This window comes from Kutzneria sp. CA-103260, from assembly GCF_018263855.1.
Lineage (GTDB): Bacteria > Actinomycetota > Actinomycetes > Mycobacteriales > Pseudonocardiaceae > Kutzneria.
Map to the genome: position 1 here is coordinate 4,683,491 of NZ_CP073318.1, position 15,910 is coordinate 4,699,400.

General features: G+C 70.6%; 11 protein-coding genes. 5 read left to right on the forward strand and 6 right to left on the reverse strand.

Annotation, left to right across the window (positions count from 1 at the left end; all coding sequences use genetic code 11):
• Positions 1-177: 177 nt before the first annotated feature.
• Positions 178-3,033 (reverse strand): AfsR/SARP family transcriptional regulator, encoded by a 2,856-nt coding sequence (locus tag JJ691_RS20200; RefSeq protein WP_211770292.1) that lies wholly within the window; start codon positions 3,031-3,033, stop codon positions 178-180.
• Between the two features lie 47 nt (positions 3,034-3,080).
• On the opposite strand from JJ691_RS20200, the gene JJ691_RS20205 reads away from it, so the two are divergent.
• From JJ691_RS20205 to JJ691_RS20215, 3 genes are all read left to right on the forward strand, one after another.
• On the forward strand, positions 3,081-3,827 hold the full coding sequence (locus JJ691_RS20205) for an SDR family oxidoreductase (protein WP_211770293.1): 747 nt from the start codon (positions 3,081-3,083) through the stop codon (positions 3,825-3,827).
• A gap of 75 nt (positions 3,828-3,902) precedes the next feature.
• A complete protein-coding gene (locus tag JJ691_RS20210) occupies positions 3,903-4,766 on the forward strand; it encodes a 3-hydroxybutyryl-CoA dehydrogenase (protein WP_211770294.1) in 864 nt (287 codons plus the stop codon).
• A gap of 70 nt (positions 4,767-4,836) precedes the next feature.
• A complete protein-coding gene (locus JJ691_RS20215; protein WP_211770295.1) occupies positions 4,837-5,853 on the forward strand; it encodes a hypothetical protein in 1,017 nt (338 codons plus the stop codon).
• 65 nt (positions 5,854-5,918) lie between these two features.
• On the opposite strand, the gene JJ691_RS20220 is transcribed toward JJ691_RS20215, so the two are convergent.
• Positions 5,919-7,193, reverse strand: a complete 1,275-nt coding sequence (locus JJ691_RS20220) for an ISL3 family transposase (RefSeq protein ID WP_211765917.1) — start codon at positions 7,191-7,193, stop codon at positions 5,919-5,921.
• Between the two features lie 384 nt (positions 7,194-7,577).
• Between JJ691_RS20220 and JJ691_RS20225 the strand changes: the two genes are divergently transcribed.
• Complete coding sequence (locus tag JJ691_RS20225; RefSeq protein WP_211770296.1) at positions 7,578-8,723, forward strand: DUF222 domain-containing protein; 1,146 nt, start codon at positions 7,578-7,580, stop codon at positions 8,721-8,723.
• Positions 8,724-8,991: 268 nt separating this feature from the next.
• Here JJ691_RS20225 and JJ691_RS20230 read toward each other — a convergent pair whose 3' ends face one another.
• Positions 8,992-9,477: a DUF4352 domain-containing protein gene (locus JJ691_RS20230; RefSeq protein WP_249228250.1), complete on the reverse strand. Its 486-nt coding sequence runs from the start codon at positions 9,475-9,477 to the stop codon at positions 8,992-8,994.
• A gap of 154 nt (positions 9,478-9,631) precedes the next feature.
• Here JJ691_RS20230 and JJ691_RS20235 point away from each other — a divergent pair, with 154 nt between their 5' ends.
• Positions 9,632-10,996: a BTAD domain-containing putative transcriptional regulator gene (locus tag JJ691_RS20235; RefSeq protein WP_211770298.1), complete on the forward strand. Its 1,365-nt coding sequence runs from the start codon at positions 9,632-9,634 to the stop codon at positions 10,994-10,996.
• Here the strand turns inward: JJ691_RS20235 and JJ691_RS20240 are convergent.
• The 3 genes from JJ691_RS20240 to JJ691_RS20250 form a co-directional block, all read right to left on the reverse strand.
• Positions 10,993-11,523: a hypothetical protein gene (locus tag JJ691_RS20240; protein WP_211770299.1), complete on the reverse strand. Its 531-nt coding sequence runs from the start codon at positions 11,521-11,523 to the stop codon at positions 10,993-10,995. The genes JJ691_RS20235 and JJ691_RS20240 overlap by 4 nt on opposite strands.
• Positions 11,520-14,381: an L-tyrosine/L-tryptophan isonitrile synthase family protein gene (locus JJ691_RS20245; RefSeq protein WP_211770300.1), complete on the reverse strand. Its 2,862-nt coding sequence runs from the start codon at positions 14,379-14,381 to the stop codon at positions 11,520-11,522. Before JJ691_RS20245 ends, JJ691_RS20240 begins: the two co-directional genes overlap by 4 nt.
• A gap of 538 nt (positions 14,382-14,919) precedes the next feature.
• Positions 14,920-15,687: a GntR family transcriptional regulator gene (locus JJ691_RS20250; protein ID WP_249228251.1), complete on the reverse strand. Its 768-nt coding sequence runs from the start codon at positions 15,685-15,687 to the stop codon at positions 14,920-14,922.
• Positions 15,688-15,910 lie beyond the last annotated feature (223 nt).

Genomic DNA, 15,910 nt, shown 5'->3' on the forward strand with positions numbered 1-15,910 from the left:
AACCGAAATCCCGGCCGCCCGCGCCCGCCGGGGCGGATACAGCGCCAAGCTGCGATCCGCGTCACGTGATCGACTTGCGGCAGGGGTCACTCCGGATGCCGTTCGGCGCAGCTGTGCGACCGACCAACGGCGGCCGTAACAGGTACCGCCGATCGGCCGCACTGGTCACCGGGCCGATCACACCGGTGTTGACCTGGGCAGTTCCGCCAAGCGGTCGCGCATGCGCCGCTGCCACGGCCCGAGCCCGGCCCGGGTGAACAGATCGAGGGCGTCGGCCAGCCGCCGGCGGCCGAGCCGCTCGTCGCCGTCCCGCAAGGCCAGTTCGGCCAGGCTCCAGCAGCTGGTGCCCTCCCCGAACAGGTCGCCGATCTCGGCGAACGCCCGCTGGCAGCCGGTCAGCACCCGTTCGGCGCGGGTGGTCTCGCCACGGGTGACGAGCACGTGCCCGAGCTGCCGCACGCAGCGCAGCTCCCCGAGCCGGTCCCCGAAGCCCCGATACAGCGCGGTGGCCTCCACCAGGCAGCGCTCGGCGGCGTCCTGGTCGCCCCACTTGCAGTGCGAGGCGCCCAAGAACAGCAGCACCTGGGCCTGTCCGTACGAGTCGCCGAGGCCGCGAAACGCCGACAGCGCCGCCGCCATGGCGGTCCTGGCCGCGTCGGCGTCGCCCAGGTCCCGTGCCACCAGTCCCAGGCAGAAGCCGACGTTGACAACGCCGCGCTCGTGGTGCGCCGAGGCGTAACCGACAGCGGCCTCGTCGAAGCAGCGCCGGGCCAGGTCCAGCCGGCCGTTGTGATGGTGCACGTCGCCGAGCGCCATCAACGCGTGCGCATGCGACAACTCGTCGTCCCGCCACAACTCCAACGCCTGGGTCAGCAGCCGCTCGGCCAGCACGTGACGTTCCTGGGCGAAGCACAGCCGTCCCAACCCGTACCGCATCCGGGCCTCGCCCCAGCGATCACCGGCAGTCACGGCCGCGACCAGGGCCCGCTCCTGGCACCGCCGCCAGTCGTCCCAGTGCCCCCGCAGCTCCAGGAAGCCCTCACAGGCCGCAGCCAACCGCCAGGCGTGGCGCGCATGCCCTTCAGCGGCCGCCTGCTCGATGGCCACGGCCAGTTCCTGGCGTTCCAGCTCGAACCAGGCCATCGGATCGCCGGTGGCCATGGTGCCGCGGCCGGGCAGGTGCGGCAGCCACCCGGCGTTGGGCAGCGACGTCTCCGCCTCCTCGGCGGCGGCCAGCCACGCCGTCAGCGCCCGGGACACCGCCAGATCCCGTTCGCCGTCGGCCTGTTCCCGGGCATAGATGCGGACCAGGCCGTGCATCCGGTAGCGGTCGGCGACCCCGGTCAGTTCCAGCAACTGAGCGTCCACCAGGTCCTCGACCAGCCGCTCCGCCCGGTGCGGCGGCCGGTCGAGCACAGCGGCGGCCAGTCGCGGCGAGTAGTCGATGGTGTCGAGCGCGCCCAGCAGCCGCAGGGCCCGCCGCCGTTCGTCGTCCAACGCTCGGTAACCGGCGCCCAGGCTGGCCCGCACCTGCATGTCGCCGGCCTCAAGACCGTCCAGCCGCCGCTGCTCGTCGGCCAGCTGAGCCACCAGCCAGCTCAGCGGCCGCGACGTGCGGGCCGCCAGCCGGGCCGCGGCGACACGCAGGGCCAGCGGCAGTCCACCGCAGTGCCGGACCAGGTCACGGGCTGCCTCGACCTCGGCGGCTACGCGCTGTGCGCCGAGCACGGTCTCCAGCAGCCGCAGCGACTCCTCGTCGTCGAGCACAGTCAGGTCGACGGTGCGGGCCCCGGCCAGCCCGGTCAGCCGGTTACGACTGGTGACCAGCACGGCCGAGCACTCGTCGCCCGGGATCAGCGGCCGGACCTGCGCCTCGTCGGCGGCATCGTCCAGCACGAGCAGCACCCGCCGGCCGGCCAGGCGGTCACGCAGCAACGTAGAACGGCCCTCCACACTGTCCGGGAGGTGGGTGCCGAGCACGCCGAGCAGCCGCAGCAGCCGGCCCAGCACCTCGGCCGGGTGCACCGGACCGGTGGCGTCGCTCAACGTGGCGTGCAGGCGGCCGTCGGGGAAGCAATCCCGCAATTGGTGGCCTATGTGGACAGCAAGGGCGGACTTGCCGACGCCCGACATGCCGGCGATCACCTGCACCACCGGCATGCCGCTGTGCGGGGACGGCTCGGCCAGCCGCCGGGTCAGCTCGTCCGCGAGCGACGCTCGGCCGACCAGCGGCACGTCCGGCGGCAACGCCTGCGGCCTGACGACAGCTCTGTCCGGCACCTCAGGCCGCCAGTCCAGGGCCGGATCCCCGACCAGCACGCCGCGTTCCAGCTGGCGCAGCCGCTCCCCCGGCTCGATGCCCAGCTCGTCGATGATCACCGCCCGGGCGTCCCGATACGTCTCCAGCGCGTCGGCGGTCCGGCCGGCGCGGTGCAGGGCCAGCATGAGCTGAGCTCGGAACGGCTCGTGCAGCGGCGAATCCGCGACCAGGCCGGCTAGTTCGCCCAGCAGGTCGGCGTGCCGGCCCAGCCGCAGGTCGGCGTCGATGCGCCGCTCCAGGGCGTTGATTCGCAGCTCGGCCAGCCAGACTCCGGCGACCGCGTGCAGGGACGGCGAGGGCACGTCGGCCAGCGCCGGCCCGCGCCACAGGTCCAGCGCCTCCCGCAGCAGGCCGGCGGCGACCGTCGCCGGCGCCGCCTCGGCCTCGGCGACCAGCGCCCTGAATCGGTCCAGGTCGAGTTGTTCCGGCTCGACCTCGATCAGGTAGCCGGGCGGCCGGGTGCGCACCGGATCCACCCCGGACGCGGTCAGCGTGCGACGCAGCCTCAGCACGTAGCCCTGCAACGTCGCCTTCGCGCTGGCCGGCGGCCGCTCCCCCCACAGCCGCTCGGCCAGCTCGTCCACCGACACCGGCCGGTTGGCGCTGAGCAGCAGCGCGGCCAGCACGATCCGCTGTTTGGCGGCCGGCAACGCTGTCGGCTTGTTGTCGATCGTCACCTCGAGGGGTCCGAGGACCCGGTAGCGCACCCCCACGCTTGAGATGATGCCGGTACTGACAAGTGCGAGTAGGGGGAAACGAGTTGTCTCCAGTCACGATCGTCACCGGCGGCAGTCGCGGCATCGGCGCGGCGGCGGTGCGCCGGCTGGCCGCCGACGGGCACGCGGTGTGCCTGTCGTTCCGGGAGAACTCCGACGCCGCGGAGAAAGTGGTCCGCGAAGTGGTGGACGCCGGCGGCCGGTGCGTCGCGGTGCGCGCCGACGTGTCCCGCGAGGACGACACCGAGGTGCTGTTCCGGACCGCCCGCGAAGAACTCGGACAGATCACCGGCCTGGTGGCCAACGCCGGCGTGACCAGCCCGATGATGCCGCTGGCCGACCAGCCGGTGAGCCAGCTGCGGCACGTGATCGAGGTGAACGTGCTCGGCGCGCTCTTGTCAGCCCGCCGCGCCGTGCAGTCGATGTCCACCGCCCGCGGCGGCAACGGCGGCTCCATCGTGTTCATCTCCTCGTCGGCGCCGATCCACGGCGGGCCCGGCGAGTACGTGCACTACGCGGCGTCCAAGGGCGCGGTCGACGTGCTGACCGTGGGCCTGGCCAAGGAGGTCGCCAAGGAGGGCATCCGGGTCAACACGGTGGCCCCGGGCATGGTGGACACCGAGATCCACGTCGTCTCCGGCGACCCGGAGCGGGCCTGGAACGTGGCCGGCCGGATTCCCATGGCCCGGCCCGGCGACCCGGCCGAGATCGCCAACGCCGTCTCGTGGCTGATGTCGGAGCAGGCCTCCTACGCCACCGGGGCAGTCTTCCGCATCGCCGGCGGGCTGTGACCGGCCGATACAGTTGGACCCGCCGGTCGGCGATCCCGCCCGGCGACGTGGAACGAGCAAGGAGGAAGGATCCCTGTGGCTGAGATCCGCCGGGTGGGCGTCGTGGGCGCCGGACTGATGGGCTCGGGCATCGCGGAGGTGTGCGCGCGGGCCGGACTGGACGTGGTGGTCAGCGAGGCGAGCCCGACCGCGATGGAGGCGGGCCGCGAGCGGATCGCCAAGTCGCTGGGCCGCGGCGTGCGCAGCGGCAAGCTGTCGGAGGCCGACCGGGACGCGGCGCTCGGCCGGCTGCGGTTCACCACCGACCTGGGCGACTTCGCCGACCGCGAGCTCGTGGTCGAGGCCGTCGCCGAGAACGAGCAGGTCAAGACCGAGGTGTTCACCACCCTGGACAAGGTGGTCACCGACCCGGACGCGATCTTCGCGTCCAACACCTCGTCGATCCCGATCATGAAGCTGGGCATGGCCACCCAGCGGCCGGCCAACGTCATCGGCATCCACTTCTTCAACCCGGTGCCGGTGCTGAAGCTGGTCGAGCTGGTGCCGTCGCTGCTGACCAGCCCGGAGACGGCGCTGCGGGCCCGCGGCTTCGCCGCCGGGCAGCTGCGCAAGGAGGTCATCACCGCCCAGGACCGGGCCGGCTTCGTGGTGAACTCGCTGCTGATCCCGTACCTGCTCTCGGCGATCCGGATGATGGAGTCGGGCTACGCCAGCGCCGGCGACATCGACCAGGGCATGGTGCTGGGCTGCGCGCACCCGATGGGGCCGCTGCAGCTGACCGACCTGATCGGCCTGGACACCACCAAGGCGATCGCCGAGTCGATGTACGAGGAGTTCAAGGAACCGCTGTACTCCCCGCCGCCGCTGCTGCTGCGCATGGTGGACGCCGGCCTGCTGGGCAAGAAGTCGGGCCGCGGCTTCTACGACTACTCGGCCTGAACCTGTCCGGACGGGAACCGATCAGATGACGTGTGCCCGCCGGAGATCCACCTAGCCGCCTGCGTGGCCAATGCTGAAGGGCATGGCCCGCAGGCGATTGCACTTTCTCGGCACCATGCCGCAGTTTCCCGACGCCCGCGCCGCGTTCTCGTGGCAGCTGGGCGAGGAGGTCCGGGGCCAGCTGCGCCGGCTGTCCGGCGGCGAGACCGGGCCACGGCTGATGTGGTTCGTGCCGCTGGTCAAGGAACTCAAGGCCCGCCCGGAGATCCGGGCCGTGCGCGACGGCGACTGGACCTCCTACGAGGACACGGATCTGCTGACCGTCCGACATGGACAGCGACTGCACATCCCGCTTCGCCTGGCCCAGTACGCGGCCGAGGACCGGGCCGCCCTGGCGTCCGTTGTGGATGGTGATCCCGGACTTCCGTTGCAGGTCGGCATTCCCGGCTACCTCGACATGGCCCTGTTCACCTTCGGACCGCTCGGGGCGATCCGGCACAGCCGCCGGTTCCTGCTGGCCGTGGCCGAGCAGATCGCCGACATCGCGGCGCCGGACGTCGTGTTCCAACTGGAGGTTCCGGCCGCCCTGATCGCCGTCGCCTCCGCGCCCGCGTTCCTGCGGCCGGCCATGGCGAACTTCATGGCGTACCTGGTGACACGGCAAGTCGCCCGCGCGCCTGAGGGGTCGCGTTTCGGCGTGCACCTGTGCCTTGGTGATCTTGGGCATCGGGCGTTGCGACAGCTGCCGGATGCCGGCCCGCTTGTGTTGCTGGCCAACGCGATCGTGCGCCGCTGGCCCGATGGGCGGGTGTTGGAGTACGTGCACCTGCCGATGTCGGGTGGTGACGAGCCGCCGTCCACGGATGGGGAGTTCTATGCCCCGCTGCGGCGGCTGCGGGAGATGCCGTTGATCGCTGGCATCGCGCATGAGCTCCAGGATTCGGGTGATCAGTTGCGGGTTCGGGAGCTTGTTGAGCAGGCTGTTGGGAGGTCGGTGGATATCGCTACGAATTGTGGGCTTGGGCGTCGGTCTGCGGAGGAGGCGGAGCGGGCGGTTCAGGCGATGCTGAAGCTGGTGGCGGATTAGGGGGAGTTCTGCGGGGGTGGTTTGGGGGTGGATTTTTTAGGCTCTTGGTAGGGATGTGTGGGTGGTTACCGGCCTGGCAGGGTCGGTCGGTAACCACCCAGAGCGAGCAGTGCCAGCGAGATCAGAGCTTCGGGGCGTTTGAAGCCGAAGGCCATCCGGGTGAGCAGCCGGATCTTGGTGTTGGTGGACTCGATCAGGGCGTTGGACAGTCCGTGATCGAGGCTGGCGTGGATGGCGGCGAGTTCGGTCCGGATCGTGCGTCCGAGCTTGACGAACTCCGGTATCCGGCACCGCGCGGCCCAGGACAGCCACCGCGTCAAGGCGTGCTTGCCGTCCTGGCCGCCGACGGCGAAGACGTACCGGAGTCCTTCCTTGAGCAGGTAGGCCCGATAGAGCCGGGGGTCGGCCTTGGCGATCCAGTCCAGCGTGACCTGCTGCTTGTCGGTGAGGTTCTCCGGGTTCTTCCACAGCGCCCACCGTGCTCGTTTGAGCCCTCGCGCCGCCCCGGCCGACGCGGCGCGGCCCCGGCGATCCCGACCACTGCCACCCGGACTGCGACGCAGGGCGTTCCACGCTTGGCGCCGCACCGCGTCCAACGCGTCAGTGGCCCACTTGACCACGTGGAACGGGTCGGCGCAGCGGATCGCGGTCGGGCAGCGCTGTTCGACCACGCGGGCGATCCAGGCCGCGGCGTCCGCGGACACATGGGTGATCTGCGCGCAGCGCGCGGGCCCCAGCAGCGTGAAGAACTGGGTCAATGTCTGTTTGTCGTTGCCGGGCGCGGCCCAGACCAGCCGCCCGGTGTCGTGATCGACAACGATGGTGAGGTACTTGTGGCCTTTCTTGTAACTGATCTCGTCGATCCCGATCCGACGCAACCCCGCCAGCCGGTCCACCTCGGCGTCGATGTCGGCCCGGACCCGGGTGATGATCGAGCCGACGGTGGGCCAGGCGATCCGCATCAGCTGCCGCACCGTGGTCTTCGAGCAGGTGGTGGCCAGCCAGGCCACGGTGTCGTCGAAGGCCCGGGTGTGTCCGGCGCCGTGACGGGCCCAGGGCACCGCGGCGACCACGACGCCATGCTCGGCACAGGCCACCCGGGGCGCGTCGGCTTCCACGACCGCGCGCACGGTCCCCAGGTCCAGCGCCCGCCATCGGCGTCGTCCCTGCCCGGTGTCGTACCCGGGGCAGCGGCGCTGGCAGATCCCGCATCGGCCACGATCACGCCTGCGGGCTCGGACCGAAGCGACGAACACCTGCTCGTGCTCGTCGAACGCGACTGTCTCCACGACCGCGGTGGGCAAGCCCAGCAGCCGACCCCATACCCTGGTAGAGGGCACGTCGTTCTCCGTCTATGCAGTTTCTGTTCCTCGACAGCTCAGAAACCTAGACGCTGCACCGGCGTGCCCTTCTGCTACCTGGGCATACCCACCCACACATCAGTACGAAGAGCCATTTTTTAGGGGGTGGATGTTGGGTTGGCTCCGGGTGGATTTTGCGTGGATCCTCTGGGCGATGGCAATCGAGGCAATCATCGGACAGGCTGCGCCTGCCTCGATTCGCGGACGAGCGTACGCCATCGCCCCCCTCCACGCAAAATCCACCCTCCGAAGTGAGAGGGGGCGGTGGTTGGGTTTGCGGGGTCGGGGTTGCGATTATGCATGAAACTCGGATTCACCCGTTAGTGATTCGAGTTCGATCTTTGATAGGCGTATTCTGGAGGCATGGAAGAACTCGCCCGGGAGTTGGAGAGCAGGGAACCGTCAGGGGCTCTGCTGGATCTGCTCATGGGCATGGATCTCGCCACCCTGACCGCCGATCAACAGGTCACGGCATTCATTCTGGCGCGGAAAATTAAAGCATTCGCCGATCATGTGCAGTTGTCGATTCTGCGGGATGTCGAGGACACCGCTGAGATGGCGATGGCGGTGCATGAGCCGGAGCAGTCGGTAGTCCGGCAGAAGCGGTGCAGCGAGGTGTTGGACCGGTTGCCCCGGCTGTCGGAGCTGCTGCGGCGAGGAGAGTTGGACCTGCGGCGGCTGGAGACCGTGGACGAACGGATCGTCAACCTGCCCAATCCCGCCATGGTCGCCGAAGTCGAAGACGAACTGGTTGAGGTGGCTCCCGGGCTGACCCGCACCCAGCTCGCGCGGCGCACCACCGCGCAGGTAGCGAAGGTCGACCCCACCGGCTACGACCAGCGCCGCCTGAAGGCCAAGCAGGAGCGTCGGGTCGAGTTCACACCACTCCCGGACGGCATGGCGCAACTGCGGATCACCCTCACCGCACTCGACGCCCGCGCCTGCTACGACATCCTCACCCAGGACGCCCGGGCCCTGGTCAAAGACGAGCGGACCACTGACCAGAAACGAGCCGATGCCTTCCTGGACCGGTTCCTGGGGTACGGGGTGGACCGCAAGGTCAAGGTCCACGTCACCATCTCGCTGGAGACCCTGATGGGGTTGACCGAAGACCCCGGTCTGCTCGACGGCTACGGGCCGATCGCCGCCGACTCCGCTCGCGAGCTGGCCATGCACGCCCCCTGGCGCGGCCTGCTCCTCGACCAGTACCGCCGCGCCTCCGAACTCGGCACCGACACCTACCGCCCCACCACCCGCATAAAGGAATTCGCCGAACTCAACGCCGGCGGCACCTGCTCCGCCCCCGGCTGCACCACCCCCATCCAAGAACTCGACCACACCATCCCCTGGCCCACAGGAAAGACCGCTGCCACTCAGCTCAAGGGCTACTGCGCCCATCACCACCACCTCAAACACGGCAACCACACAGTCACCCTGGATTCCGACAACACCCTCCACTGGGTCACCCCACTAGGCCGCCACTACACAACCACGCCACACCAGTACTGAGCACCGGTTCTTTGACAACTCCACAGCGAAACGAACCAAGGGAAACCAAGGCCCGCCCCCCAAAAAAACCTGAACCCTAACCCCCACCCCAACCACATCACCCATCACCCCCAAGCCGCCCCCAACCCTCCCTCCCGTCCAAAGCCGCCCTAAAAACGACCCCCTACCCAACCGCCAGCAAACCACCCACCCCAACCACCCACCTGACCCAAGCGAACTGGCCAACCGTCCACGCAGGCCCGCAACCCACCACTAGCACCCCAACCCCCTACGGCTGCCAAGCCCCAATCACATCTCCAAGCACATTCGTCAACTGAATCGCCTTGGGCTGCCCCGCCGGCGTATCGATAGCCACCACTCCCCGCGTCGACTGCCCGCTCGGCACACCGCCAACCGTCAACTCGGGGCTGAAGCCGGCAGTCATGCTGTTGCCGGTGTTCTGGTCGTAGGTCTTGCCATCCGCCGCCTGGTAGCGCACGTACAGCGGGTTCACCTGGAACGTGCCGCCGGTGACCTTGATCTCCACGTCGATCACCGAGTACTGCCCGTTCGCCGGCGCCTGCGCCAGATCACCCTGGCCCTTCGACGAAGCGTTCACCGACAGCACCGTCGCCTCAGCGGTGGCCCCGTCGTCGCCGGTGACCTTGACCGCCTGCCCGACCTTCGCCGCCGTCACCGCCCCCGAACCCGACGCAGAACTCGGCGCGCTCCCCTGGTCCGGCAGCGGCCCACAGGCCGTGGCCCCGACCAGCACCAGCGCCAACGCCAATCCGGCTGTTCCCTTACGCATTGTCGTCCGTGCCCCTCTGTGCCTGGTTGTTTCCGCCACCAGCCTGGACAGGTCAACTGCCGTCGGACTGCCGTGCGACTGCTACCTTGCTGCCAGCGTCGGACAGGGGAGGGAAGACGTGGCCGAGCTGCGCTTCGAGGTGCTCGGGCCGGTGCGGGTGTTACAGGCGGGCCAGGAACTCGCTCTCGGGCCGGGCAAGCAGCGAGCGGTGTTGGCGGCGCTGTTGTTGCACGCCAACCGTCCGGCGTCGACCGCGGCGATCATCGACGCGGTGTGGCCGGACGATCCGCCGGCCAACGGCCCGAACGTCGTCCAGAAGCACGTCGCCGGGCTGCGCAAGGTGTTGGAACCGGAGCGCACGCCTCGCGCGCCGGGGCAGCTGATCACCTTGACCGACGCCGGCTACACCCTGCACGTCGAGCCGGGCGGCCTGGACGCCGAGGACTTTCAAGCGAGGATCAGCCACGCGCGAACGCTGCCGGTCGGTCCGGCGGCCGAGGCGCTTCGGGACGCCCTCGCGACGTGGCGGGGCCCGGCGCTGGCCGGCCTGGACGGACCTGCTTTCGACGTCGAGCGGACCCGGCTGGAAGAGAGCCGCGCCAATGCCCTTGAGGACCGCATCGACCTCGAATTGCGACTCGGCCAGCACTACCAGGCGATAGGCGAGCTCCGCCAGCTCACCGTCCACTACCCCTACCGCGAACGTCTCCGCGGGCTGCTGATGCTGGCCCTCTATCGGTCCGGCCGACAGGCTGAGGCGCTGGCGGCGTTTCGTGACACCCGGCGGCAGTTGTCCGAGGAGCTGGGGATCGAGCCCGGCGACGAGCTGCAGACTCTTCACGACCGGATGCTGGTCGGCGATCCGGCGCTGCTGCTGACGCAGCCGGTGGCACCGCCGGAACACCCGGTGAAGCAACGCCCGAAGCGGTCGGTGAACCTGGCCGGTTGGTGGCTGGTCGCGGTGCCGCTGCTGAGCGCCGGATTCCTGACGTGGGCGGCGTTTCTGGCCACGGCGACGAAGCTGCAGGGCTGGCAGCTGTGGCTGTCGACCACCGGCTACGGCGCGCTCGTCTGCGCCGCGTTCGTGGTGCCGTGGATCGGCGGCACCACCCACGCCCTCCTGTTGCGGCCGCGGCTGAACCGGCGCCGGGATCCCGCTGTGGCGGAGGCGATGGCCGCCCGGTCCCGCCGCGCCGAGGCCCGCCGGCTGCTGGCGACCGATCCGGCGCTGGCCCGGGAACTGTGCATCGGCCGGCCCGACCTCCCCCGCCGCTACGACGATGGCGGCCTGGTCGACGTGAACTCGGTGCCGGAGCACGTGCTCAGCTCGCTTGACGGCTTCCCGCCGGAGCTGGCGGTCCGGGTTGTCACCGATCGGGATCTGGTCGGTGGCTTCACTTCTGTCGACGATCTCGTCGCCCGAGGCCTGCTGACGTCCCTGGCCGCCGGTGCCCTGCGGGACCGGCTCGTGTTCATCCGCTAGTCCTGGATGAGGCGGCCAGCGGTGCCACGGGGATCACGGATCCAGAGATCCATGAGCTCGCCGTCAGGGCCGGGAAGAGTCAGGCAGCGCAACCAATCCGGGCCCCAGAGCCGAACCAGCTCACCGCCCCACGGGCGCTGCCACTCGATGGGTGGCACGCCGCGCCGGCAGTCGGCTTCACGAGGTTCCCAGCGCAGGATGTCGCCGTCGATGACGAGACGCCCGAGCAGTTCCTGCCGGTCGTAACGCTGCTTGTCCGACCACCGCCCGTGCCGACCGGCACCAGGCAAACCCAGGCGGTGCGCGAAAACCAACGGCAGCGACGCAGCCCAGCCGTCGCCGGCGACCCTGCGCAGCACGAGCTCGGTCGCCCCGAAAGTGATGGCCGGCAGGGCAAGAGCGCACAGCACGGCCCAAGCCGGCCCGATGCGGAACGAGAGCCCGGCGAAGATCACCAGCACGCCGAACGTCAACGCGACGAAGCCGTCGCGTCGACGTCCCCGCCGGAGCACGCCGTGTTCGGTCACTTCCGCCTCAGGTGGATGCCTTCCAGCAGCTCCGGAACCAGCTGGGCGCCCCGGGTGCTGTCGACGGCGGTGGAGGTGACCGGGGCCATCAACCACGGCTGGCGGTAGCCCAGGACCGGCGAGTACACCGGCACGAAACCCTGGTCGTAGAGCCAGATCGCGAAGTCGGTGGACAGCGTGCCCTTCTCGTCGACAGCGGCGGTGCCGTGCCACGGCAGCAGGGCGGAGCCGCCGAGCGCGGCGAAGCCGACCCGACCGGGCGACGGCATGCTGACGGTGAGCCGGACGCGGTGCTCGAACAGGTTGTCGTAGCCCAGTTCCCGGTCGGTGAGCACGGCCGACAGGTAGCGCACGGTGTCGCTCCAGGCCTGCCGCAATACCTGCTTGCGGGCCCGCACGATCTCGGCCGGGGTGGCCGGATCGGCCAGCTGGTACGGGTCGGTGTAGACCGCGCGGGCCCAGGACATGCGGTCCCGGCCGGCCGGCACGTCCAGCGCCACGGAGTGCAGGATGGACCGGAACATGTCCCGGAACGACTGCCCGCCACTGTAATCGCCCATCGGGTCCACATCGGACACCCGGGACAGCACGGCGGTGGGGTCGGAGGTGATGTCGAGTTCCCGGAACGCCTTGCGGAAGATGTTCTGGTAGTACTCGATGAGCACGATCCGCTCACTGTCCAGGCAGGACCCGATGCGAGTGCGCGCGACGTCGTCGATGTCGGCGAACTCCAGGAAGTCCTGGCCGCCCACCAGCCGCAGGTACTGGTTGAGCTTGCGCAGGTACGACTCGACGATCACGGTGGGTCGCGGCCGGAAGTGGTGCCCGTCGGTGAGCACGGTGATCTTCAGGCCCGGCGCGTAGACGCACTTCACGGCCTGCTGGAGCTCCCGCAGCCGGACCAGCACGCCGAGCTCGGCCAGGTCGGGCAGCACGCCGGAGGCCTTCAGCCCGCTCTGGCTCTGCTTGACCGGGAAGCCGGGCACCACCACCTGGATCGGCTCCCGCCGGCGCAGGAACGGCAGCAGGTCGATGGCGGCCATCTCGGGCGTGTAGGTGGCCCGCGACCCGCGGTGGAACTGCTTGCGCATGAAGACGTGATGCAGCAGCAACACGGTCTCGTCGAGCGGATCGGTCACGGTGGACAGCGCGGCCCGCAGGTGCCCGGGCGCGGCGGCCGCGGTGCGCTGGGCCGAGGCGTCGGCGTCGGCCACGAGCCGGTCGATCAGGGACAGCGTCTGCGCGACGGACAGGTTCACGGCGTGGCCGCGGGCCGGCAGGCCGACCGACAGCTCGCCGACCTGCAACTCGGCGATGGAATGGGTGTGGGACAGGACGGGCGTGGCGGCCCCGGCCTGCCTGGGTAGTCGCTCGAAGGTGGCGACCAGTGGCGCGCCGTCCGGCGGTGGGCAGCCGGGGGCCCGGTCGCTGGCGAAGCCGGGGGCCTCCACGGCGATCACCATCGCGGCCGGGAACGAGTCGCGCAGCACCTGGCGGTTCTCGGTCAGGTCGTCGAACACGGCGACCACGTCCAGCCCGGCCAGCCGGCGCAGGTTCTCCACCTTCAGTTCGGCGATCGGCCGCACCCGGTCGTCGGGCAGGGTGAGCAGGCGGACGTGGGTCAGCCCGCCGCGGGCCAGCACGGCGGTGGTGTGCTCGCGGACCCGGTCGCGCCGGCCGGTGTTGAACACGACCTCGCCGCCGGCGTCCTCCACGTCCCGCACGAACCGGACCAGGCCGGGGGCCAGCGAGTCGGAGCGCAGCCGCTCCCACGGCCGGTAGAACGCCGGGCAGAACTCGGCGTGCACGTCGTCCCACTCCACGTCCGGGTAGCGCCCGGCCACGCCGGACACTTCCAGGAACCGGTCCCAGGCCGGCTTGGAGTACGACGGCAGCGCGGCCAGCGTGTCCGGCCGGGCCAGCTCCGGGATGCCCCGTGGGGCGCCCTCGCGTGGCCCGGCCAGCGTGCGGGCGGCGTGCAGGGTGCGGGCCTTGGGCACCAGCCCGCACAGATCCAGGTCGATGACGACGGCCGGCACCGGCAGCGCCGGGTCCCGCCGCCGGGCGGCCGAACTCTCCTCGACCCGGCGCAGCACCTCCCGCAGCAGCCGGTCCTGCTCCTCGGGCACCGAGTGCACGTGCCGGTCCAGCGGGTGGTCGCCGTGCAGCAGGGCGGCGGTCTCCGGCGCGAGGTAGCGCAACTCCGCCGACAGCACCGACTCCACGGCCGCGCGCACGGCCCGGCCCCGGTAGCGGCGGCCGTCGAAACTGGCCCGCTGGAAACCGGCGGCCAACCCGATCAGCGCCCCATGCAGGGCGCGGGCGGCCCGGTCCACGTCCAGGGGGTCGGCTTCGGCGGTATCCCGCAGCCCGGCCACCGACGTCACGACGAGCCGGCCGGTGGCGCGCACGCCGGGCGTCAGCTCGAACGTGAGGTTGTCAGCGTCCAGGTCCAGCAGCACCAGGCCGTGCCGGTCCAGCAGCGCGCGCCACACCGTGACCACCGGCCGGACGAAGTGCTCGACCAGGAAGTCCAGCGCGTCCACCGGCTCGTGCTGGTTGGCGATGACCTGTTCGAGCAAGCTGCGCTCGTCGGCGGCGCGCCGCCCCAGCAGCGCGGCCAGCGGCGCGATGTGGACTCGGTCGGACGCGCGCGGGTGCGTCGGCTGCGGACCGTCGCCGAGATCGGCGGACAGGTCGCGCGGGGGACGCAGCGCGAGATGCAGTCGCAGTTCGGGATCGCGCTGCACCAGATCGGCCAGTCGCCGCCAGCCGGCGGCCGCCACCAAGTGCTCGGCGCAGCCGTCACTGACCGGGCGCGACACCGCCCTCGGGGCGGCTCCGTCCAACATGCTCATACCAGGGCCCTAACGAACACGTGGCTCTCCACATATTCAGCCGCGGTTCTTGGTCCCCGGAATTCGCGGCACTGTCCCCGAGTATATCGAGGACCGGTCAGCGTGGAGCGCCTCTTTCGGGTGTTACGTGATCTACATCACTCGCCTTGTAAGCGAGCTTGACATGTTCCCAGGAAGGCCGCACCATGTGCGGTCGCGGCTTCACCGGATACGTTCACCGGGCGAGCACAAGGTCCCTCCCCCGGCTTTCACCCGGCATTCACCGCCGGTTTCTACAATGCCCGGGTCTGCCGCCCCGGCCACGGTCACGATGATACGGACGAGGCCGCCCGGGCAAGCCGGTGCCGTCGACCGGCCAGGGAATTACCCGATCGGGTCCTGGCTGGGCCGGGAAACCGCCGTCGGGACGAACCGGGCGTGAACCGACCACCGTAAAGGGCACGGGCGAGGCGTTACCCCGTGGCCTCGATCGGTAAACATCGTCATCCAGTCATGCCGAATTGAGACGTCCGACAGGGTGAAATGCCGGTGACGTGAATCAGTGCTCCGGCCGCAAGCGGGTGCTGAAGCTGAACCGGTCGCCGCGGAACAGCGACCGCACCCGCTCGATCGGCACCCCGTCCGGGTCCAGCGACCTGCGGTGCAGCAACAGCATGGGCAGCGCCGGGTTGGTGCCGATCAGCTTGGCCTCACGCGGCGTGGCCAGCACCGTCTCCACCCGCTCCTCGGCCTCGGCGAACACCACGCCGAGGCGGTTGGCCAGGCAGTTGTACAGCGAGGTCGCCGGGTCGAACACGTCCAGCAGCGACGGGAAGCGGGCCGCCGCCAGGTAGGTGGACTCCAGCCCGACGTTCTGGCCGGTGGCCTCGACGGTGCGCTCGATGTGCAACACCAGGTCGCCAGGGGCGATGTGCAGGTCGGCGGCCAGCGTCGGGTCGGCCGGCAGGTGCTCCAGGGTGACCAGCTTGCGGCCGGGCGTCGCACCCTGGCGGCGCAGGCCCTCCGACAGGCTGGCCAGCGACAGCGGCTGCACCAGCTTGGGCGGCATCACGTAGGTGCCGCTGCCGTGCCGGCGCTGCAGCTTGCCCTCCAGCACCAGCTCGGAGACGGCCTGGCGCAGCGTCATGCGGGCCACGCCGAAGCGCTCGGCCAGCTCCCGCTCCGACGGCAGGGCCGCCCCCTCGCCGAGCTTGCCGGTCAGCTCCAGCAGCTGGGTCTTGACCGCGTAGTAGCGCGGCACCCGGCCGTCCTCGGGGATGCCGGCGCGGACCGGCTCGCCGGCCCGGTGCCGGGCCGGATCGGCCAGGTCGGTGGTCAGGTTCTGGATGGTCGGGTTGACCCGGGCGGCGGTGATCGGCTCGCCGTCCACCAGCATCACCAGGCGGCGGTCGGCCATCGGCTCGCGCAGCCGCACCCGCAGCGTCGACAGCGCCCCGGTCAGCCGATCGGTCTCGACGGGGGTCTCGGCGCCGGCCAGCGTGGCCAGCTCCACCTTGACCTCGGCCCCGGCCTCGCTCACCGCGCGGTCG